The organism is Flavobacterium denitrificans DSM 15936 (genome assembly GCF_000425445.1).
GTDB classification, from domain to species: Bacteria; Bacteroidota; Bacteroidia; order Flavobacteriales; family Flavobacteriaceae; genus Flavobacterium; species Flavobacterium denitrificans.
Window position 1 is genome coordinate 176,906 of the sequence record NZ_AUDL01000012.1, and the last position, 20,688, is coordinate 197,593.

The 20,688-nt window shown below is 33.7% G+C and carries 19 protein-coding genes and 1 tRNA gene; 10 read left to right on the forward strand and 10 right to left on the reverse strand.

Annotated features, from left to right (window positions below):
• Window positions 1-135: 135 nt before the first annotated feature.
• Window positions 136-1,488 carry a sigma-54-dependent transcriptional regulator gene (locus H600_RS0108225; protein WP_026728332.1) on the forward strand — a complete coding sequence of 451 codons (1,353 nt, stop codon included), beginning with the start codon at window positions 136-138 and terminating at the stop codon, window positions 1,486-1,488.
• On the opposite strand, the gene H600_RS0108230 is transcribed toward H600_RS0108225, so the two are convergent.
• Both H600_RS0108230 and H600_RS0108235 read right to left on the reverse strand, forming a co-directional pair.
• Entirely contained in the window at window positions 1,485-3,926 is a 2,442-nt protein-coding gene (locus H600_RS0108230) for an ATP-binding response regulator (protein WP_026728333.1), read from the reverse strand. The two genes, H600_RS0108225 and H600_RS0108230, sit on opposite strands and share 4 nt — an antisense overlap.
• Before the next feature lie 181 nt (window positions 3,927-4,107).
• Window positions 4,108-6,009: a S9 family peptidase gene (locus H600_RS0108235; protein ID WP_026728334.1), complete on the reverse strand. Its 1,902-nt coding sequence runs from the start codon at window positions 6,007-6,009 to the stop codon at window positions 4,108-4,110.
• Window positions 6,010-6,304: 295 nt separating this feature from the next.
• Here H600_RS0108235 and H600_RS0108240 point away from each other — a divergent pair, with 295 nt between their 5' ends.
• The 4 genes from H600_RS0108240 to H600_RS0108255 all read left to right on the forward strand — a co-directional run bounded on the left by H600_RS0108240 (window position 6,305) and on the right by H600_RS0108255 (window position 9,694).
• Complete coding sequence (locus H600_RS0108240) at window positions 6,305-7,417, forward strand: NAD(P)/FAD-dependent oxidoreductase (protein WP_026728335.1); 1,113 nt, start codon at window positions 6,305-6,307, stop codon at window positions 7,415-7,417.
• Window positions 7,417-8,190, forward strand: coding sequence for a monofunctional biosynthetic peptidoglycan transglycosylase (gene mtgA / locus H600_RS0108245; protein ID WP_026728336.1), 774 nt, complete (start codon window positions 7,417-7,419; stop codon window positions 8,188-8,190). The genes H600_RS0108240 and mtgA overlap by 1 nt, the downstream gene beginning before the upstream one ends.
• Window positions 8,180-9,136: a lipid A deacylase LpxR family protein gene (locus H600_RS0108250; protein WP_026728337.1), complete on the forward strand. Its 957-nt coding sequence runs from the start codon at window positions 8,180-8,182 to the stop codon at window positions 9,134-9,136. The genes mtgA and H600_RS0108250 overlap by 11 nt, the downstream gene beginning before the upstream one ends.
• 141 nt (window positions 9,137-9,277) lie before the next feature.
• Window positions 9,278-9,694 (forward strand): hypothetical protein, encoded by a 417-nt coding sequence (locus tag H600_RS0108255; RefSeq protein ID WP_157509888.1) that lies wholly within the window; start codon window positions 9,278-9,280, stop codon window positions 9,692-9,694.
• Between the two features lie 1,067 nt (window positions 9,695-10,761).
• On the opposite strand, the gene H600_RS0108270 is transcribed toward H600_RS0108255, so the two are convergent.
• The gene (locus tag H600_RS0108270; RefSeq protein ID WP_026728339.1) at window positions 10,762-11,157 is read right to left on the reverse strand and encodes a hypothetical protein; all 396 of its coding nucleotides are present in this window, start codon (window positions 11,155-11,157) and stop codon (window positions 10,762-10,764) included.
• Between the two features lie 159 nt (window positions 11,158-11,316).
• Between H600_RS0108270 and H600_RS23030 the strand changes: the two genes are divergently transcribed.
• Window positions 11,317-11,493 carry a hypothetical protein gene (locus tag H600_RS23030; RefSeq protein WP_167330300.1) on the forward strand — a complete coding sequence of 59 codons (177 nt, stop codon included), beginning with the start codon at window positions 11,317-11,319 and terminating at the stop codon, window positions 11,491-11,493.
• Between the two features lie 175 nt (window positions 11,494-11,668).
• Here H600_RS23030 and H600_RS0108280 read toward each other — a convergent pair.
• Window positions 11,669-11,742, reverse strand: a tRNA-Ala gene (locus tag H600_RS0108280).
• 104 nt (window positions 11,743-11,846) lie between these two features.
• Here H600_RS0108280 and H600_RS0108285 point away from each other — a divergent pair.
• The 4 genes from H600_RS0108285 (at window position 11,847) to H600_RS0108300 (ending at window position 14,300) form a co-directional block, all read left to right on the forward strand.
• Window positions 11,847-12,611, forward strand: a complete 765-nt coding sequence (locus H600_RS0108285) for an enoyl-CoA hydratase/isomerase family protein (RefSeq protein WP_026728340.1) — start codon at window positions 11,847-11,849, stop codon at window positions 12,609-12,611.
• A 179-nt stretch (window positions 12,612-12,790) separates the two neighbouring features.
• Complete coding sequence (locus tag H600_RS23035) at window positions 12,791-12,967, forward strand: hypothetical protein (RefSeq protein ID WP_167330297.1); 177 nt, start codon at window positions 12,791-12,793, stop codon at window positions 12,965-12,967.
• Window positions 12,968-13,000: 33 nt separating this feature from the next.
• Window positions 13,001-13,450: a 6-pyruvoyl trahydropterin synthase family protein gene (locus H600_RS0108295; RefSeq protein ID WP_026728342.1), complete on the forward strand. Its 450-nt coding sequence runs from the start codon at window positions 13,001-13,003 to the stop codon at window positions 13,448-13,450.
• Window positions 13,451-13,556: 106 nt separating this feature from the next.
• Window positions 13,557-14,300, forward strand: coding sequence for a UDP-2,3-diacylglucosamine diphosphatase (locus tag H600_RS0108300; RefSeq protein WP_026728343.1), 744 nt, complete (start codon window positions 13,557-13,559; stop codon window positions 14,298-14,300).
• Window positions 14,301-14,400: 100 nt separating this feature from the next.
• On the opposite strand, the gene H600_RS0108305 is transcribed toward H600_RS0108300, so the two are convergent.
• The 6 genes from H600_RS0108305 to recJ form a co-directional block, all read right to left on the reverse strand.
• A complete protein-coding gene (locus H600_RS0108305) occupies window positions 14,401-15,612 on the reverse strand; it encodes a cytochrome c3 family protein (protein ID WP_026728344.1) in 1,212 nt (403 codons plus the stop codon).
• 83 nt (window positions 15,613-15,695) lie between these two features.
• On the reverse strand, window positions 15,696-16,052 hold the full coding sequence (locus H600_RS0108310) for a hypothetical protein (RefSeq protein ID WP_026728345.1): 357 nt from the start codon (window positions 16,050-16,052) through the stop codon (window positions 15,696-15,698).
• Between the two features lie 87 nt (window positions 16,053-16,139).
• Entirely contained in the window at window positions 16,140-17,003 is an 864-nt protein-coding gene (locus H600_RS0108315; protein WP_026728346.1) for a carboxypeptidase-like regulatory domain-containing protein, read from the reverse strand.
• Between the two features lie 196 nt (window positions 17,004-17,199).
• On the reverse strand, window positions 17,200-17,556 hold the full coding sequence (locus H600_RS0108320; RefSeq protein WP_026728347.1) for a hypothetical protein: 357 nt from the start codon (window positions 17,554-17,556) through the stop codon (window positions 17,200-17,202).
• 156 nt (window positions 17,557-17,712) lie between these two features.
• Window positions 17,713-18,993, reverse strand: a complete 1,281-nt coding sequence (locus H600_RS0108325) for an MFS transporter (RefSeq protein ID WP_026728348.1) — start codon at window positions 18,991-18,993, stop codon at window positions 17,713-17,715.
• Window positions 18,983-20,683 carry a single-stranded-DNA-specific exonuclease RecJ gene (gene recJ, locus H600_RS0108330; protein ID WP_026728349.1) on the reverse strand — a complete coding sequence of 567 codons (1,701 nt, stop codon included), beginning with the start codon at window positions 20,681-20,683 and terminating at the stop codon, window positions 18,983-18,985. The genes H600_RS0108325 and recJ overlap by 11 nt, the downstream gene beginning before the upstream one ends.
• Between the last annotated feature and the right edge of the window lie 5 nt (window positions 20,684-20,688).

Here is a 20,688-nt window from a genome sequence, read left to right on the forward strand (position 1 = left end):
AATATAATTAGGTGAATTAGATTTATGTTTTTGGTGAAAAAGAGATTGCTTATAGCAGTCTCTTTTTTTTTGCATAATTTTGTGAAAATACAACTTTAATAGTATTATTTTAGCAAAAAAAGTCCTTAAAAACAGATGTCAAAAATATTATTGATAGAAGATGATATTTCGTTTTGTAAATTATTAGAGAAGTTTCTAATAAAAAAAGCATACGATGTAACTATAGCTTTCTCTGCAGCAGAAGCAAGATCAGCAATCAAAAACGAATCGTTTGATTTGATTTTGACAGATCTTCGTTTGCCAGATTCTGATGGCATTGGGCTAATGACAGAGTTTAAAAGCTCTCATCCACACATTCCTGTTATTATGATGACAGGCTACTCTGATGTCAACACAGCCGTAAAAGCGATCAAAAATGGTGCAGCTGATTATATTTCGAAACCATTCAATCCTGATGAGGTTTTGTTGGTAATTACAAATGCCCTGCAAAATAATAACGAAGCTGAAGAAATTGTTTCTAAAGATAAGAAACCGGCTAAAAAACAAGTTTCTTCTGAAAATGAATTTGTAAAAGGAATTTCTGTCGCTTCAAGAAAATTGTTAGATCATATTCAATTGGTAAGCCCAACAGATATGTCGGTTTTGATTATTGGCGAAAGTGGAACGGGAAAAGAAATTATAGCCAAAAGCATTCATCAACAAAGCACGCGTCAAAAGAATAATTTTATTGCTGTTGATTGTGGCGCAATTCCAAAAGAATTGGCGGCTAGCGAATTCTTTGGACATTTAAAAGGATCTTTTACCGGTGCAATAAGCGATAAAATGGGGTATTTTGAAGCGGCAAATGGCGGGACGCTTTTCTTAGATGAAATCGGAAATCTTTCTTATGAAAATCAAATCCAGCTTTTGAGAGCGCTTCAGGAGCGAAAAATAAAACCTGTTGGAAGCAATAAGGAAATAAACGTCGATATCCGAATTATTACTGCAACAAATGAAGATTTGCGCGAAGCAGTTAAAAACGGCGATTTTAGAGAAGATTTATACCATAGAATCAATGAGTTTTCGATTCTGTCTCCTTCGTTAAAAGATAGAGCAGAAGATTTGATGGTTTTTGCAGATTATTTTCTAGAAAAAGCCAATCAACAGCTTAATAAAGATATTATTGGATTTTCACCAGAAGTTGTGACTATTTTTCAAAGTTACAATTGGCCTGGAAACTTGCGTGAACTTCAAAACTGCGTAAAAAGAGCTACGCTTTTAACTCGTGGAAATTATATTGAAAGCGAAGTGTTGCCGGCCGAATTTTTTCAGATTCAAAAGCAAAATCCAGCAGAAACAATGGAAAGTTTTTCTTTGTCTGAAAATGAAAAAGAAACCATCATTCATGCCTTGTCAAAAACTCAAAACAATAAGTCTGAGGCTGCAAAATTGCTTAAGATTACAAGAAAGACACTTTACAATAAATTGAAGCAATACAATATTGATTAAGCTATTTCTTGCTGTAGGATTTTAAAAAGCATAGTAATTTTTGATTCTAAATCAAGATAAATATTTTTCACTTCAGCAATTTCATAATCGTTTTTTTCTAAATCCACTAAGATTCTCGCAATCTCATTTGCTTCAATTTGCTTGAACATTGGCGCAATACGATGTGCTATTGTATTTATTTCAGCATTGTTTTCATCTTTGATTGCATTTTTTAAATACGCTAAATTTTCATTCGTACTTTCTATAAAAGATTTTAAAACATCATTTAAGGCATTTTTATCATTGGCTAAAAATTCCTTTAGCATATCTAAAGAATATAATCGAGAAATCGGTTTTTCTGCTTTTTCATTCGCAATGTCTTTTGGCAAAATATCATTTTCGGAAATTATTCTGATTGTTTCCAGCAATATTCTCGGAGAGTATGGTTTTTTAACTACCGTTGTAAAACCGGCATCTGTATAAACGGAAGCTTCTAAATCTGTTCTTCCAGTCAAAGCAATTACGGGCTGATCTTTATAGAATGATGTGTTTTTAAGTTTTTTCAAAAACATAAAACCGTCCATTTCTGGCATTTGAATGTCGGTAATTACAAAATCAAAATCAGTTTTCTCAATTGATTCTAAAGCTTTGCCAGCACTGTTGAAAGATAAAACCTGATGTTTTTCCTGTCTTAAAACACCGCTTGTCAAATTCAGCAAATTGATGTCGTCATCAATAACGATAAAAGTTTGTGGTCTGCTATTTTGGTTTTGAGTTACAGGTTTTTTGATTTCTTCAATTGTATTTACGCTAGTATCAAATAATAATGGGAGTTGAATTTCAAAAGTACTTCCTTGTCCAAAAACACTTTCGAGTTGCAAACTTCCACCAAGAATTGAAATGATTTTTTGACAAATAGAAAGACCTAAACCTGTTCCACCATATTTTTTTTCAATGTTTTCATTCGCTTGCGCAAATTCTTCAAAGACTAATTTTTGATTTCCTTTTTCAATTCCAATTCCGGTATCTTCAATCGTAATGGTGAAAAAACCATCTTTTTCGGTTAAAAACGCACTGATTCTGATATAGCCTTCTTCAGTAAATTTATAAGCATTTCCAATTATGTTGGTCAAAATTTGTTTTAGGCGAAAAGGATCGCCGACAATTTTTGCGTTTAGTTTTTCATCAACATTAATTATTAAATCAATGTTTTTTTGTTTGTAAACCGTTTGAATGCTTTTTGCAACTTCGTCAATAATTTGAGGTAACAAAAACGGAACTTTTTCAATCGTAATTTTCCCAGCTTCGATTTGCGAAAAGTCTAATAAATCCTGAACTAATTGCGTAATATATTCCGATGAATTTTTGATGTTTTTGATGAAATATGACTGCTTAGTGTTGACATCCGAATTGCCTAAAAGCTCAGAATAACCCACAATCGTACTCAACGGCGTTTTCAAATCATGACTTACGGTCGAAATTAGTTGTTCCCGACTTTTTAAGAGATTCTTTGTTTTGAAATTCGCTATTTCAAGCTGCTTTTTATATAACTGTGATTTTGAATAATCGCTAACAATCAAAATGGAAAAGAAAATAGTTAACACCAAACCAATAATCGCCGAAGCCGTTACGATTTCATTGACTTTTTTAAGCGATTTTTCTTTTAATGAATTGTTTTTTATCGAGTTGATGATGATTTCGCGCTCAATAATTCGAAGTACTTTTCGGAGTTGTTCTGATATTGCAATCTCATTTTTCAGTAATTTATTCTCCTCAAAATTCAATGATTCTTTTTTCTTTTCGGCTCTTAATTTTACAGAGCTCAGTAGTTTTTTAGAATTGGCCAAAATCGAATCCGAAGCTTGTTTGCTCAACGTATTGGTACTGTCATCCGGAATATTTTGATTAAGATAATCAACATATTTTTGAAGTACATTTTTTTGATACGCACCAAGCTGATTTGGATTTTTAGTGAAATCCTGAAGTTCTAATTTTCGAAGCTTGAACTCCATTTTGGTAATTTCATCAATTGCCGTGTTTACCGAAACTTCATCATCAGCTTTGTTTTTGATGGTTTTAAGTTGCTGAATGTTTTTGGTTTTTTCTGCCAATAAATATGTCACACTATCAAGAAGGACTTTTTGATAGTCAGTAGTAACAATTTGTTTTAAGGTGTCGATTCGTGCACGCAAAGAATCACTTTCAATTACATAGCTTTTAAAGTCTTTATCTGAGTTTGTTTGAATTGTTTTTCGCGCCAAACTTTCAGTTTTATAAACATTCGAGAAAAGTTTGCTGACTCTCAGGATTTTGGTTTTTTCAAATGCAATTTTGTCTTCCAATTTGTTGTAAACAACATTTTCAGAATATAAAAACCAACCTACCGTTACGACCAATGCCAATAAGGCAACATAGCTAAAAAGCACTTTAATGGCGGTGTAACTTTTTTTGCTCTCCATGAAAATAATGTTGTTGAGATTTGGTTTTTAAAAATTGGAATTCACTGCAATTTATTTAAAAAAATCTGTTTTTAAAAGGGAAATTCGGCCGAAAGTGTTACATAATTCAAATCTTGCAAAATGAAAACAGCCTCAGATTATGTAAATAATTCTGAGGCTGTTTTTGATTTTTATGATTAAATTAAAGCGTTTCGTTTAACCATTTAAAAAATTCATTTTGCCAAACTTGAGCATTTTGAGGTTTTAAAACCCAGTGATTTTCATCTGGGAAATAAACAAATCGGCTTTTTATTCCTCTTAACTGAGCTGCTTGAAAAGCTTCTTGTCCTTGCCCGATTGGCACACGGTAATCTTTTCCTCCTTGGAAAATCAAAATTGGTTTGTTCCAGTTTTGTACCAAAGTTGCAGGGTTAAAAGTCGTATACGATTTTTGAGCAACTGCATTGTCTTTTTCCCAATAAGCTCCGCCGAAATCCCAATTATTGAAGAAAACCTCTTCTGTTGTTCCTAACATTGAAACAGTATTGAAAACTCCGTCGTGCGCGATAAAAGTCTTGAAACGGTTTTTGTGGATTCCAGCTAAATAAAATACTGAATATCCTCCGTAACTTGCACCAACACATCCTAAACGGCTTTTGTCAACATAGCTTTCTTTCGCTACATCATCAATCGCAGAAAGGTAATCGTCCATAACTTGTCCGCCCCAATCTTTACTGATTTGTTCGTTCCACGCAACACCATGTCCAGGCATTCCACGACGATTTGGCGCAACCACTACATAACCTTTAGCAGCCATTAATGAGAAATTCCAACGATAAGAATACGATTGTGTCAATGCGCTTTGTGGCCCACCTTGGCAATATAATAAGGTTGGATATTTTTTTGAGGCATCAAAATTTGGTGGAAGAATAACCCAAACCAACATTTTTTTGCCATCAGTTGTAGTAACGTAACGTCTTTCAGTTTTGCTTGGCGTCAATGTTTTATAAATATCAGTATTTACATTTGAAATTTGTTTCCAAGTGTTTTTCTTCAAATTATAAGAATAAATCTCAGCTGCATGATTCATGTCTGTTCTCGTGACAATGATATCATCACCAGAAAAACCAACTAAGTCGTTAACATCAAAATCTCCGTTTGTAATCTGGCGAACGTTAATTGCCATTTTAGTCAAACCAGGAAAATTAACTGTAAAAAGTTGTTTTGTTCCGTCAACCGCAGCAACAAAAAATACATTTTTTCCGTCTTTGCTCCAAATAAAATGATCTACAGTTCCGTCCCAGTTTGCAGTCAAATTGGTTTTGATTCCTTTGAACTCAACAATAATGTCATTTTTGTCCGCTTCATAACCGTCACGTTTCATTTGCAGCCAAGTCAAATTTCCAGTTGGAGAAAATTGCGGAGCTGTATCGTAACCAAGATTATCTTCAGTTCTGTTTGTTGTTTTTTGAGTCTCTAAATTGTACTCATAAATATTTGTGTTGGTAGAAATTGCATAGTCCGTTCCAGCTTTTTTCTTGCATACGTACAAAATGCTTTTTCCGTCAGGAGACCAAATGTAATCTTCGTCGCCCCCAAAAGGCTTTTGCGGAGAATCAAAAGTCTCGCCTTTTAAAATGTCAATTCCTTTAGCGCCGTCTTTGTTTTCTTTATAAAAAACGTGGTTGAATTTGCCTTCATTCCAAGTATCCCAATGACGATAATCTAATCCATCATAAATTTGAGCGTCTGATTTGTCAAGGCTTGGATAAAAATCTTTTCCATGAACTTTTTCGATTTTTACTTCTTCATTGTAAACAATAAATTTTCCGTCAGGCGAAACATTTTTGTCTTTCAAAACATCTTTTGTGTCTTTAATTTCAGTTGCTGTACCTCCGTTTACGGGAATAATGTACAATTTTGAAGTCGATTTGTTATCTGCTACAGATGGCGTCGAAACTTTAAAAACAATATTTTTTTCATCTTTTGAAAGTCCAAGTGGCGAAACTCGGCCTAATTTCCATAACAATTCTGGCGACATCACATTCTGCCCGATAGCGTTTAAACTCATCATTATTAAGGTTGTTAATAATACTTTTTTCATAATAAAAATTCTATTTTTTTGTGGCGCTAAAAATACAACATTTATCCCGATGCATCGGGGCCAATTAGTTAAATTCCAAACCCCAAATTCTGTTAAAGTTTTTAGATGATTTACGAGATTGTCGCCCTGTGCGATTCCGAGGCTTCGGGAGAAGGGCGCGCGGCGACAGGGCTTCTCCCGAAGTCACGGAACGCTCAGCCTGACATCGACATGCAATACACAATTATTTTTTTAACTGAACTTATATATCTAATATGGTGAAACAAAAATCATTATTTTTATAAAAATTTGATCGATGGAACTAAGTTATTGGGAACTCAAAAATTGGTTTACAAATGTTGATTACACCATTGTTGGCAGCGGAATAGTTGGCCTTCATGCAGCGTTGCGCTTGCGCGAAAGATTTCCTGTTGCTAAAATTTTGGTTTTGGAAAGAGGAATGCTGCCACAAGGAGCAAGTACAAAAAATGCAGGTTTTGCTTGTTTTGGGAGTCTCTCTGAAATTATGGATGACTTAAAAACGCATTCAGAAGATGATGTGTTGAATTTGATCGAAAAACGTTGGAAAGGTTTGCAGTTGCTTCGAAAAAGGTTAGGAGATTCAGCCATTGATTTCAAGCCTCACGGCGGATATGAATTATTTTTAAAAGAAGACGAACTCGGATTTAATGAATGCATTTCAAAAATTCCTTTTATAAATGAAGTTTTAAAACCGCTTTTCAAGGCCGATGTTTTTTCTCAAGAAATGGATCGTTTTGGTTTCGAAAACATTCAGGAATATTTGATTTTTAATCCGTTTGAAGCACAGATTGATACTGGAAATATGATGCAGGAATTACTAAAGCAAGCAATTTCGGCGGATATTTTAATTTTAAACCAGCAAACGGTAACTTCTTACCAAGATTCAGGAAATCATGTCGAAGTGGTTTTGAACGATTTCAGTTTTAAAACTAAAAAACTGCTTTTTGCTACAAACGGTTTTGCTGGTTCTTTGACAAATGGTGCTGTAAAACCGGCTAGAGCGCAGGTCTTAATTACAGAACCGATTCACAATTTAGATATCAAAGGCACGTTTCATTTAGATCGTGGTTATTATTATTTCAGAAATATTGGCGATCGAATTTTATTTGGCGGAGGCCGAAATTTAGATTTTGAAGGAGAAACTACAACCGAATTTGGTAACACGAAAATTATTCAAAATAAATTGGAAGATTTGCTGAAAAATGTAATTTTACCAAATCAGGATTTTCAGATAGCGCATCGTTGGAGCGGTATCATGGGAATGGGAAACAGCAAGAATCCTGTCGTGTCACAACTTTCTGAAAACGTGTTTTGTGGAGTGCGTTTAGGCGGAATGGGAGTGGCGATTGGCAGTTTAATAGGAACAGAATTAGCAGATTTAGTATAATGGCAGCAACCAAAAAACCAGCACCAAAAAAGCCGGCAACAAGTAAAACAAAACCAGCAGCAAAAAAGAAAAGCAATCGTACGTTTGGCGAAAAAGTCAAATGGTTTTTTATCAAAGCAATGTTGTGGTTTTTTGGTTTGTCGATTGGGTCGGTTATTTTCTTTAAATACGTTCCAGTACCCTTTACACCTTTGATGCTGATTCGTGCCATTGAAAATAAAATGGCAGGAAAAGAAGTGTATTTCGATCATGACTGGGAACCGATTGATAAAATTTCAAAGAATCTTCAAAAAGCGGTAATCGCTAGTGAAGATGGAACATTCTTGACGCACAATGGTTTCGATTTTAAAGCACTTCAAAAAGCCTATAAAAGCAATGAACGCGGACGCCGAATTCGAGGTGGAAGTACGATTTCGCAACAAACTGCCAAAAACGTTTTTTTATGGCAAGGAAAAAGTTATTTGCGTAAAGGCTTAGAAGCTTATTTTACCGTTTTGATCGAAATAATTTGGGGCAAGGAAAGAATTATGGAAGTGTATTTGAACAGTATCGAAATGGGCGATGGTGTTTATGGCGCTTATGCGGCAACGGAACATTGGTACAGACGTGATGCCTCAAGCTTAACGCCGATGCAAGCTGCGGGAATTGCCGCAATTCTTCCTAATCCGAGAAAATTTAAAGCTACAGGTTCTTCAAGTTATATCAACAGGCGAAAAGAGCGAATTGTTCGCGAAATGCGTTATGTTGGCAAACTAAATTACGATGGTAAATAAAAACGTTTTTCTTGCGGTTTTTCTGCTCGCAACAACTTTTGTTTTCGGACAGGGAAATACAAAAGAATTCGGTTTTATTTCGGATAACGACTTATATACATCGTCAAAAAATGACATGTATTATACCAATGGTTTGGAACTTTTTTTTCGTTATTTATCTAAAAACGAAAACGCAAAAATCAATAAAAAAATAACCGAATTTCGTCTAGGACAATATATTTATAATCCGAGATTTATCAACGAAACAGCGACCGACATCAATGATCGACCATTTACAGGTTATCTTTTTGCAGAAGCCGGACGCAGTTTTTTCTACCAAAGCGAATCGGTTTTAAAAACAGATTTTCAATTGGGTTATATGGGGCCAAATGCTTTTGGTCGCGAAACTCAGGAAAGTTTTCATCATCTTATTGGTTATAAAAAAGTTTTTGGCTGGGAAAATCAGTTGCATAATGCTCTTGCGGTACAAGCGCATGTTATGTATTCGAAGAAATTATTTTCGAGTAAACACAATGATTTTATAGATCTTCATTTTCAGTCCGAAGCTAATTTGGGAACCATTTTTGACGGAGTTTCCACAGGATTTCTAACCCGAATTGGATTCAAAAAATTGCTTCCTATTTATGATTCCAATTTGCATGACGCTTCTGTTAGTTCAGAACCGCAGTACGAAATCCGGGAATTTTATTTTTACGCCATGCCGAGTGTGAATTATCAATTTTATGATGCGACAATTGAAGGAAGTATGTTCAGTAATACAAGTCCAATAACTTTTGATTTGGAGCCGCTTCGTTTCAACGCCGAATTTGGTTTGAAATATCGCCATAATAAATTTAATATTTCATATTCGTTTCTTTATCGAGGCAGAGAATTGAAAGATCCTGGAATTGATACGAATTCTGGGTATTTTTATGGAAGTATTCGAATGGGGTTTTTGATTAGGTAACCATTTTTTGTCGCTAAGTCATTAATACACGGAGTTTTATAAAGGGATTTTCATAATATTGTCATTTCGACGAAGGAGAAATCTTTGCAAGAAGCTCGACAAAGTTTTGTTTCTTTAAGAATTGATAAATTTTATAATAAATTGAATATTTTAACATACTTTTTTGAGTTTACTTTTTTAATCGGCTTTATTTATGGAGCCACTAAATGGGGAACGTTTTTAATTTCAGATTTAATTACTGGTTTTATTTTATTGGTGTTCTTTACCAATTTTCATTTTCAGGGAAATACACGATATAAAGAAGAAATGATTGTGTTTATGGTTAATCTGTTTTTTTACGCCATTGTTTTTATTTCTTCTTTGTTTATTTATTTTGATAAAGAGAATGAAAAAAGAATGTATTATATATTTCCAATTTTTGCCTATTTGATTTTTATAATTATAGATCCATTAGACTTTGATGAATCTTTTGGCTCTATGTATGTGCCTGTTTTTTTGGCATTTTTCCCTGTGTACTTTTTTAAGTATTATAGAAAATATATAAAAGAAGAGGTGTGATGTTAAGTAGACTTCTTTTTAAAAAGAAACAAAAAACTCTCTAATCTAGCCCCGATAGAAACGGCATCCTTTTTCCTGCTTCTTTAGCAGAAAAAATATATTGGACAGCGAGCTATCAGGATGGGGTTTATTGAAGTAGATTTTTTAATAAAAAAGGCCATAACAAAAGTTATGGCTCTTTTGGTATTTATCTATAATATGAATTATCTATCTTATAATTTCGGGGTACTAATTCAGAAATATTTAAAAATGATACTTAATCCAACAAACAGATATTTATTTTTTCTTTAAAGATTTGAGTGTGCTTTGGTCTTCTTGAACTCATATTGTGCTCAAATTTTTTGCAAAAGTACAAACAGAAAATTGATTAATTGTCAATTTAAGGTTAAATTTTTGTTTTTTATTTAAAATAGTATTCAAAAACAGTAGTGAAATTGCTTAATAATTAATTTAGTGCGAAAAAACTTTTGAATTAATACCTTCAAATTGTTTTTTATAAAAAAACATAAAGATTCTTACTTATTTTAAATAACAGGTATTTTTGTGGTTCTATTAGGATGGGGTTTTTAATTAGATAAAATTTATAAACTAAAAAATGAGTCGATACATATATAAAATATTGTCCCTAATTTTTGCACTTTTTTTTATTTATTGCATGATACAGTTTATCAGTACCGATGCTTTTGAAATTAGAGCTTTCAGAGGGTATGCTGATGTAAAACTTGTTGCGATTCGAATATTTATTCTTTTTGTAAGTTTACTTGGGGCATCAGTTTTTTTCTATATTGATAGGTTAAAAAATTAGTAAGGATGGTAATACCGCGGATTTGTAATTCGTGCCGACAAAGTAATTCGCTAATCCAAATCAAAAAAACATCTACTAAAAACAAAAAGATCTAGTCTAGCCCCGATGGAAACGGCATCCTTTTTCCTGCTTCTTTAGCAGGGAAAAGATATAGTGGACAGCGGGACAAAAGGTGTTTTGAAAACGAAATTTCTGCTTCTTAAAAACAATAAAAGCCATATTTCAGTTAAGGAATATGGCTTTTAATTTTAATTTAGAAAGACTATTGTTTGGTATAATTCCCGCTTAAATATCCATCTGATGTCATTTTGTTATCAGCTGTTTTTGTGAAACTAAAAATTGTAGTACCGGCTGAAAATTTAAACTCTGCTACGTAAGTATTGTCAGTTTTTGTTTCCTTGATGCTATAAGTAACTTTTGCATCTTTTAAGTTTGTTGCTTGATCTTTGAACGAAAGTCTGCTACCACTAACGGTACAAATGATATCATCTTTTGTAAAGTTATAAGTTGTCGCACCTGAATCTTTCCAAGTTCCAATAAGCCACGCTGGCGGATTGAAACTGTCTCCTGTTGTATTTGTTTTTCCAGAGTCATCATCACTTGAAGATGAACATGCAGTTATAATAATAAAACTAAATAATAAAATTAATTTTTTCATGGTTGTTGAATTTAGTGAGGATGTAAAAATGTAATTATTTGAAATGCTCAATAACCATCATAAGGCAAACTTGTATTATTATAAGGTGATATAATGCTTAACATTCTGGTAATATGTGATTTAGTTTAAATGCTTATATTTAGTATAAAATTTAAAATTATGGATGTTAATTGGAACATAATAGGCATTGTAGCAATCTTGGTTGTTGTTTTGGTTGTGTTGACAATCAGAAAAAATTTGAAGGAAAAAAAGAAATTAGAAAACTTGCTGAATAACGATTTTAAGAAAGCAGAAAAGAAGAGAGTTGATGCTGAAGATTCGGCAAATGAGAAATAATGATTTTTTTGTCATTTCGAGGAACGAGAAATCACACTAGTGAATCGACAAAGATTGGCAATATACTGAGCGGAATTTCTAGTGTGATTTCTCGTTCCTCGAAATGACAAGATTACGAAATTTAAAGAAAAACAAAACCCTTGTAAATTTAGTTTTACAAGGGTTTTTAATATTGTGGAGAATACCGGATTCGAACCGGTCACCCCTTGCCTGCCAGGCAAGTACTCTAGCCAAATGAGCTAATCCCCCAAAGAGTTAACAAATAAAGTCAAATAATTTTCAAAAAACAAATTTCGGCGAGTTTCTGGAGTATTATTTTTCAAAAGCGTAACTTTACTTTTAAATCTGTTTTTATGAGTTTAGAAAATGCAAACGGAAGTTTAGAAACTTCTTTTCAAAATACTATTGCCACCGTTCAATTTGGTCATCCTGCGAGTAATTCTTTTCCACGTCAATTGCTGGATCACCTTACGGCTGAAATTAATTTGTTAAGCCGAAATGAAAATGTTTCGGTTATTATTTTAAAAAGTGAGGGTAACAGAGTTTTTTGTTCAGGAGCTTCGTTCGACGAACTTTTACAGGTTGAAAATGAAGAGCAGGGAACGGAGTTTTTCTCTGGTTTTGCTCATTTGCTGAATGCGATGCGAAATTGCAATAAATTAATTATTGGTCGCGTTCAAGGAAAAGCTGTTGGGGGAGGTGTCGGGATTATTTCGGCCTGTGATTATGTTTTTGCAACACCGGAAAGTGCTGTAAAATTATCGGAATTGGCTATCGGAATTGGGCCGTTTGTGATTGAACCGGCTGTTTCGCGTAAAATTGGAAAAAGAGCGATGACCGAAATGACTTTGGCAGCGCATGAATGGAAATCGGCAGTATGGGCACTTCAAAACGGACTTTATGCATCGCTTCATAATTTGGAAGAATTGGATGCAGAAGTTTCAAGTTTTGCTCAAAAACTAAGTTCGTATAATCCAGAAGCTTTGTTTGAAATGAAAAAAATCATTTGGGAAGGAACGGAGCAATGGGAATCGATATTAATTGAGCGCGCTAAAATTACCGGAAAACTGGTTTTATCTGATTTTAGCCGAAATGCTTTGCTTCAGTTCAAAAAATAAGAAATATTAATAATTTTAAACACATAGAGACATAGCTTTTGAAACTGCAAAAAAAGGCGTTTCACTTGCATTAAAAAATCCCGAAGCTTCGGGACTATGTGTTAGAAACTAGTTTCTTTCAAGTGTCTTTCCAGAAAGAAAAACCTATGTTTCTATGTGTTTAAATCAAATTTTTGAATATGCATATTATTTCCTTACTGCAAAAAGTTGATGTTGCAGAGAAAATTAAAAACGCGCCAGACAGCGGTTATCAGATTGGTGTTGTGATTGGATCTTTTATTCCGTTCTTAGTTTTGGGCGGAATTGCATTGTGGATGTATAAGCGTGCTAAAAAAAGAGACGAAAACGGTTATTAATTTGTAAATTTGCAAGCTTAAAATTAAACATCGATGAGTAATATCAGAATTACAAAACAATTTAGTTTCGAAACCGGCCATGCTTTGTACGGTTATGACGGAAAATGCAAAAACGTTCACGGACACAGTTATAAATTGTCGGTAACCGTTATTGGTTCGCCAATTACGGATCGATCGAATGTGAAATTCGGAATGGTAATTGATTTTTCTGATCTAAAGAAAATTGTAAAAGAAGAAATCGTCGATCAATTTGACCACGCGACTGTTTTTAACCAAACAACTCCTCACGTTGAATTGGCAGCAGAATTAAAAAATCGCGGACATCACGTTATATTGGTAGATTATCAGCCAACAAGCGAAAATATGGTAGTTGATTTTGCAGAACGAATTATCGCAAGACTTCCAGCCGGAATTTCTTTATTTTCTTTAAAACTTCAAGAAACAGAATCTTCATTTGCTGAATGGTACGCTTCTGATAATTAGTAAAAAGATTATAAATTAAATGTTAAGAGTTAGACGTCGAAACGGATAACTTCTAGCTGCCAATTTACAACCCATAACGCCTAACAAATAACTCTTAACTTCTCTCATGAAAAAAATATATTTTGCCTCAGATCAGCATTTTGGTGCGCCAACTCCTGAATTGAGTTTGCCACGTGAAAAAAAATTCGTGGCTTGGCTTGATGAGGTTAAAGAAGATGCTGAAGCTATTTTTTTACTTGGTGATTTATTTGATTTTTGGTTCGAATATAAGACGGTTGTTCCAAAAGGATTTGTGCGTATTTTAGGAAAATTAGCAGAAATTCGCGACAGCGGTATTCCGATTTACTTTTTCGTTGGAAACCATGATTTGTGGATGAATGATTATTTTGAAACCGAATTGAATATTCCGGTTTATCATGATAACAAAGAATTTACTTTTAACGGAAAAACCTTTTTAATTGGCCACGGCGATGGGAAAGGGCCGGGAGACAAAGGCTATAAAAGAATGAAAAAGGTATTTACAAATCCGTTTTCAAAATGGCTTTTCCGCTGGCTTCATCCTGATGTTGGAGTTAGTTTAGCACAATATTTGTCAGTTAAAAACAAACTGATTTCTGGTGACGAAGATGTAAAGTTTCTAGGTGAAGAAAACGAATGGCTTGTTTTATACGCTAAGCGAAAACTCGAAACCAAACATTATAATTACTTTATTTTTGGACATCGTCATTTGCCAATGATTATTCCGGTTGGAGAAGATTCTAACTATGTGAATCTTGGCGACTGGATTGGTTATTTTACTTACGGTGTATTTGACGGCGAGAATTTTGAGCTTAAAAAATTCGAAAAATAAGTTAGTCGAAAGTCAAAAGTCGAAAGTCAAAAGTCAAAAGTCGAAGGCAAAAGCTGGAAAGGCGAATACTACTTATTTGTCAAAAAAATAAACAAAACTTTTATTTTGCATTTGCTGGATATATTCCAATTTTATGCGTTCGCAAAATATATTCTGAAAGCTGTTTGCTGTCTGAAAGCTGAAATTTAATATAATTTGATGATTTTTTCGGCATATGGCATTCTACACAATTAGATGCCATTAGTTTTTCAGGCATTATTTTTTGAGTCTTTTCATCGTGCTTCAGCCCTTGATGACAGCTCATGCAGATTTTCGAGTATGAAGCCATGTTATTTGATGCATTTTCATGTGGATTATGGCACGTAATGCAATCCATTTTTTCGCTTTTAATGAAGCATTTGCTTTGTGCCATCAAGCGGAATTGATTTCCGTGAACATCAAATTTTGCTGTATCAGTAATGCTTCTTGTGTTTCTGTAAAAATCGGATAAATTATCACCTGGTTTAAAATCAAAACGCGATTTCATTTTCATTCCGTCATTACCGGCGTGACATAACGCACAAGCGTCTAATCGTTGTTGTCTGTTTAGCCCTTTAATGCTTGTTATGCTGTTAGCCACTTTTATATTTGGGTTTTTTAAATGAAATTCAACGTGTTTTTTTGCTGGACCATGGCAGCGTTCGCAATCAATTCCGTAAACGATTGTTCTTTTGTCAATAATGTCCTCAACATCCATTGACATCATATTTCTTTCCTGAGAGTTTTGATTTACCATTCTGCTGCTCGCATTTGACGCATGACAAGAATAACAATCTTTAACAACCATTCGGTCAAAATAAGGCTTGTCAGCAGGAAATCCTGGACTTGTTGCCCAATTGTGAATGGAACTATAGTAGGAAAGAGGAAGTTCGTAAGTGTTGTTGTTTTTCCAATAAACGGAAGTCTGCGCGTGTTTGATTCCAAAAACAATATCAAATCGGTGTGCATCGACCTCTTTTCCGTTTTTGTATAAAACCTGAAAAAGATTGTCGCCACGTTTTTCCATGACTAACTTGGTGTTTTTGTCATAGATAAAAGTGTGGTCACCTTTGTCAAAATCTCCTAAAACATTTCCTTCGCTTGCAGGTGCTGTGGCTTTAAAGTGAGAGCTTTTCAAAGCCATATTATATTGCGTTTGATGACACTGAATACAGCTTTCAGATCCAGCATAATCAGTTCCGCGTGGGTCAATATAGTCATCAGACGAATTTTTGCAGTTTGTAAAACATACCGCCAAAAGTATAAGGGCAAAAAGTAAACGCATTTTTTTCATTGCCGTAAATATACTTTTTTTTGAATCAAATCAAAATATATTTCAATAATGAAAAAATGATGTTAAAAAATTTAGAATAATTCTTAATTCATGCCTGATCCGTAAATATACTCATCTAATTCAATTTTGAACAATGAACCTTCAACCAAATCTTTTATTGACTTCAATTCGGTCATATTTACTGCTAAATCTATTGAATTACATGGTGTTTTCAATAAAAATTTATGGCAAGAATATTTCATTTCACAAGCTTCGCAACAAGCATTTTCGATTAAGCTATCTTCGATTAAATCACAAAAATGATTCAATTCTGGTATGGTAAAATAGAAACCAGTTTCTTTAAAAACCAATTGCACTTTGTCATGAATAGTCTGACTGTTTTGTTTCCAGTAAAAAGCTATTCCAAAATTGTTATGATAAATTTGTTCTATTTCTCTCATCGTAAATCCTTTTATTTCAACAAATATAAATATTATTTATATTAATTCTAAATAAAAAAATCATAAAAAAGAATAAATTTTTTCATTTCACTGGCACATTGTGTTGAGGTAAAATGTCAAACTTTGTCCACTTTTGCTCCAATTGGCCATGTTTCGTTCTCTGTAAAAACTCTTTTCAGTTGCTGATGCCGCGGTTGAAATGGAAAAGAATTTACTTTTTGCATCGGTTTTTATACTTTCAATCCATTGAATTGTAACTGCAATATCTCCCATTTCTTTATCAAGATAAATATCAAAGGGTTTTAAATCAACTGTAAATAAACCAAGTTTGTTGTCTTTTACTTCAAAAATAATGTCTTTTTCAATTAAGATTTTAGTAGGTAGATCATTTTCAACCTTATAAAAGTTCAATCTGAATTTTACCGATTTAAATTCGTTTGTAGTAATGTTGAAATTTAAATTCTCTACTATACAGTCTTTTTTGATTCTAAATTGCATTCCTCTTTCGCGGCTCAAATAATCATCGACAGTTTTATCAAAAGCATAGAAAAAATTAGAATGCATTAGCCCTAAACCTTTTGAACTTCTTCCATATTGTTTGGGTTTCGGTTTTTTAAACGAAACAACAACTTCTTTCAATGTGTTTTCAGAAGGAGTCATTTCAATAGTGTTATTTGAATCTTTTAGTTGGCTAACGAGTATTTTTTTTGTTTCAAAACCAATATGAGAAAATACGATAGTATCGTTTGGAATTACTTTTTCATTTAATTTTAATTTGAAGACCCCTTTGGAATTTGAGACCGTTCCCACATTTTTATTTGCAATTCCGATATTTACATAATCGAGTTCTTCGTTGTTTCGTGTACTTTTTAGTTTTCCTGAAATTGTTGATTCCTGAGCAAAAATTCCGAAAGATAAAAAGATGAAAAATAGAGTAGTATTATATCTCATTTGCAGTTATTTTTTAAATAAAGAAATGAAATAAGATTAAAATTGAATTCTCTTTTATTCAAATTTTAACATTTAAAATAAATTATAAAATATTGAAAAAGAGTACTTATGATGTGTATAATCTAAGTTTTAGTGAAATTTTTGGCAAAAAAACCTCCTATTAAAACTGAAGGCTATGTAATTATAAAGTTAAATTCTAATTCATTCCAGAACCAAAAACATATTCGTTAAGATGAAGTCGAAACAATGAACCATCAACCAAGTCTTTTATAGAATCTAATTCCATAGGTGATATTTCTAAATCTAATGCAACGTAAGGTGTTTTCAATAAAAACTTATCAAAGACGCGTTTTGTACTATACATATCGTCAGTATTTTGATCCATTACGCAGTCTTCGATTAAATCGTGAAATTCATTTAATTCCTGAACTGAAAAATAAAATCCCATTTGTTTAAAAAGAAGCTGAATTTTATCTGATACAATTTCGTTGCCTTCTTTCCAATAAAATGAAATTCCAAAATCGTTGCGGTATATCTGTTCGATGTCCTTCATGGCAATTTTTTTTTACGCTGCAAAGGTACATTATCTTTGTATTAACACTTGACTAAGAAAAGCATAAAAAAATGCTAAAAAATCTTACTAATAATTGATTTTTAATTGGTTACGTAAAATGCGAAGGTTGAAATATCATTCGTAAATAGATTCTTTCTAATCCAATTTGTGATGCTCTTCCATATCTCTTTTCAGATCTAAATTTCTAAAAGTAGGCGATATAAATCCGAAACCTAAAACGGTCAAAAGTGTAATGCTTCCTCCAAAAACAACCGAAGTAACAGTTCCCATCAATTTAGCTGTTGCACCGCTTTCAAAAGCGCCTAATTCATTTGAAGATCCAACAAAAATCGAATTTACTGCGCCAACACGTCCGCGCATATGATCTGGAGTTTTAAGTTGTAAAATCGTTTGGCGAATTACTACTGAAATTCCATCAGCCAATCCGCTTAAAAATAAGGCAAAAACAGAAAGCCAGAAATAAGTTGAAAGGCCAAACAAGATGATAGATAATCCAAAAACAAATATGGCTGCCAGAAGTTTTTTTCCGGCATTTTTGTATAAAGGTACATAGGCAGAAATGATCATAGTAATAAAAGATCCAACGGCAGGGGCGGCTCTTAAAATTCCGAATCCTTCAGAACCGACTTTTAAGATGTCCTGAGCAAAAATAGGCAATAAAGCAACTGCGCCTCCAAAAAGCACTGCAATCATGTCTAGTGATAATGCACCTAAAACAACTTGATTTTTGAATACAAAAGTCAATCCTTCTGTAAGGCTGTCTTTTATTGATTCTCCAATCTTCGGATTTACGATTGGTTTTTTGCTGATTTGTGATAAGGCAATTAAGGCGAGAATCGAGAATCCGAAAACCATACACATTGACCAGTGGACACCAATCCAGTTAATTGAAAATCCAGCCAAAGCCGGACCCATTACGGCTCCAATCTGCCAAACTGAACTGCTCCAAGTAGAAGCATTTGGATATACTTTTTTTGGAATAATAAGCGATTGAAGAGAGAAAGTAGTTGGGCCTAAAAATGCTCTAACCAATCCACCCAAAAAGACTAAAGCATAAATGGAATATAAAACAACAGTTTGAGATAAATCGCCAACAACTTTTGGCCAAGTCAGTAAAAATAATCCAAAACTAATTACAGAAAACCCCAAAATACATTTTACCAATAATCCTTTCTTTTCACTTTGATCGACAATATGCCCTGCAAATAATGCCATTCCAACAGCTGGAATTACTTCCATTAAACCAATAATTCCTAACGAAAGCGGGTTTTTAGTTAAACTGTAAACTTCCCATTCGATTACAATAAATTGCATTGCCCAGGCAAAAACCATGCAGAAACGAAGTAATAAATACACATTGAATTCTCTATAACGAAGTGCCTGATAAGGATCTGGCTTATTTGAATTATCTTTCATTTGTTCTAATATCTTTCAGCATAAGCTGTGTTGAAATGTTTCCGTTCCATTCATTTTCAGCAATTGTATAGGCAAGCTGAAATGTATTTTGATTTTGTGCTATGTTTAATTTTTTTCCGAGTCCGAAGCCAATTGCCGCAATGCCATCTGAATTAAATTGTTTGGCAAAAAGCCTTAAGTGTTCGTCTTCTGAACCTAGTGTTTTTGCATACCCTGTATCTTTAACATCGGATGTCATAAAAACCGGTGTCATATTTTGTGGACCAAAAGGCTCAAATTGTTTTAAAATCCGAATGAGTTTTGGAGTTATGTCTGAGAAATTGATTTCGGCATCGATCTCAATTTCTGGAGTCAGCATTTCTGGTAAAATGGTTTCTGAAACCTGTTTCTCAAAAGCATCTTTGAAAGTTTGATAATTTTCGGCTTTTAAAGTCATTCCGGCCGCATACATATGGCCTCCAAATTGTTCCAAATGTTCTGCGCAGGCATCTAATGCATTATAAACATCAAATCCTTTTACTGATCTTGCCGAAGCAGCATATTTGTCGCCACTTTTAGTGAAAACCAAAGTTGGACGATAATACGTTTCGATCAATCTTGAAGCTACAATTCCGATTACGCCTTTGTGCCAGTCTTCTTGAAAAACTACAGTTGAAAAACGTTCCACTTCATTATTGTCTTGGATTTGCTGGAAAGCTTCTTTGGTAATTTTTTTGTCCAAATCTTTTCGGTCAGCGTTGTATTGTTCAATTTCTGAAGCAAATTGCTGCGCTTGCTCAAAGTCGAATTCCGTCAACAATTCTACGGCGTGATTTCCGTGTTTGATTCTTCCAGCGGCATTGATTCTTGGTGAAATGATAAAAACAACATCGGTAATATCTAAAACTTTCTTTTTTACTTGATGTACTAAGGCCTTAATTCCTGGCCTTGGTTCGCTGTTGATTACTTTCAATCCGAAATAGGCTAAAACACGATTTTCTCCCGTAATCGGAACAATATCGGCAGCAATTGCAGTGGCAACTAAATCCAGATACGGAATTAAATCTTCTGTAGTTTCATTTCTATTTTGGCCTAATGCCTGAATCAATTTAAAACCAACTCCGCAACCGCATAATTCATCGTAAGGGTAGGAGCAATCTTCTCTTTTTGGATCTAAAACCGCAACAGCATCCGGAAGAATTTCTCCAGGGCGGTGGTGATCACAAACAATAAAATCGATGTTTTTTGCTTTCGCGTAGGCGATATGATCAATTGATTTTATTCCGCAGTCGAGTGCAATAATTAAGGAAATTCCGTTATCATCTGCATAGTCAATTCCTTTATAAGAGATTCCGTAACCTTCATCATAACGATCCGGAATATAAGTGGCAATATTTGGATAATGTGATTTTAAATAAGATGAAACCAAAGAAACTGCAGTTGTTCCGTCGACATCATAATCGCCAAAAACCAGAATGTTTTCCTGATTTTCAATGGCAAGTTCTATTCTTGCAACGGCTTTGTCCATATCTTTCATTAAATACGGATCATGAAGATGTTCTAGTGACGGACGAAAGAAATTCTTCGCATCTTCAAAAGTTTCAATGCCACGCTGAATCAAAAGTGTTGCTACAAAATCTTCTACATTTAAGGCTTGCGCCAAATGTTTGATTTTATCTTCAGAAGGTTTTGGTTTTAAGGTCCAACGCATGGGTT

Excerpts from the sequence above, each read along its gene's own strand:
- H600_RS0108235 (WP_026728334.1), bottom strand. The coding sequence starts at position 6,009 with ATGAAAAAAGTATTATTAACAACCTTAATAATGATGAGTTTAAACGCT.
- H600_RS0108250 (WP_026728337.1), top strand. The coding sequence starts at position 8,180 with ATGGTAAATAAAAACGTTTTTCTTGCGGTTTTTCTGCTCGCAACAACT.
- recJ (WP_026728349.1), bottom strand. The coding sequence starts at position 20,683 with ATGCGTTGGACCTTAAAACCAAAACCTTCTGAAGATAAAATCAAACAT.
- H600_RS0108225 (WP_026728332.1), top strand. The coding sequence starts at position 136 with ATGTCAAAAATATTATTGATAGAAGATGATATTTCGTTTTGTAAATTA.
- H600_RS0108240 (WP_026728335.1), top strand. The coding sequence starts at position 6,305 with ATGGAACTAAGTTATTGGGAACTCAAAAATTGGTTTACAAATGTTGAT.
- mtgA (WP_026728336.1), top strand. The coding sequence starts at position 7,417 with ATGGCAGCAACCAAAAAACCAGCACCAAAAAAGCCGGCAACAAGTAAA.
- H600_RS0108315 (WP_026728346.1), bottom strand. The coding sequence starts at position 17,003 with ATGAGATATAATACTACTCTATTTTTCATCTTTTTATCTTTCGGAATT.
- H600_RS0108305 (WP_026728344.1), bottom strand. The coding sequence starts at position 15,612 with ATGAAAAAAATGCGTTTACTTTTTGCCCTTATACTTTTGGCGGTATGT.
- H600_RS0108325 (WP_026728348.1), bottom strand. The coding sequence starts at position 18,993 with ATGAAAGATAATTCAAATAAGCCAGATCCTTATCAGGCACTTCGTTAT.
- H600_RS0108230 (WP_026728333.1), bottom strand. The coding sequence starts at position 3,926 with ATGGAGAGCAAAAAAAGTTACACCGCCATTAAAGTGCTTTTTAGCTAT.
- H600_RS0108310 (WP_026728345.1), bottom strand. The coding sequence starts at position 16,052 with ATGAGAGAAATAGAACAAATTTATCATAACAATTTTGGAATAGCTTTT.
- H600_RS0108270 (WP_026728339.1), bottom strand. The coding sequence starts at position 11,157 with ATGAAAAAATTAATTTTATTATTTAGTTTTATTATTATAACTGCATGT.
- H600_RS0108300 (WP_026728343.1), top strand. The coding sequence starts at position 13,557 with ATGAAAAAAATATATTTTGCCTCAGATCAGCATTTTGGTGCGCCAACT.
- H600_RS23030 (WP_167330300.1), top strand. The coding sequence starts at position 11,317 with ATGGATGTTAATTGGAACATAATAGGCATTGTAGCAATCTTGGTTGTT.
- H600_RS0108285 (WP_026728340.1), top strand. The coding sequence starts at position 11,847 with ATGAGTTTAGAAAATGCAAACGGAAGTTTAGAAACTTCTTTTCAAAAT.
- H600_RS23035 (WP_167330297.1), top strand. The coding sequence starts at position 12,791 with ATGCATATTATTTCCTTACTGCAAAAAGTTGATGTTGCAGAGAAAATT.
- H600_RS0108295 (WP_026728342.1), top strand. The coding sequence starts at position 13,001 with ATGAGTAATATCAGAATTACAAAACAATTTAGTTTCGAAACCGGCCAT.
- H600_RS0108320 (WP_026728347.1), bottom strand. The coding sequence starts at position 17,556 with ATGAAGGACATCGAACAGATATACCGCAACGATTTTGGAATTTCATTT.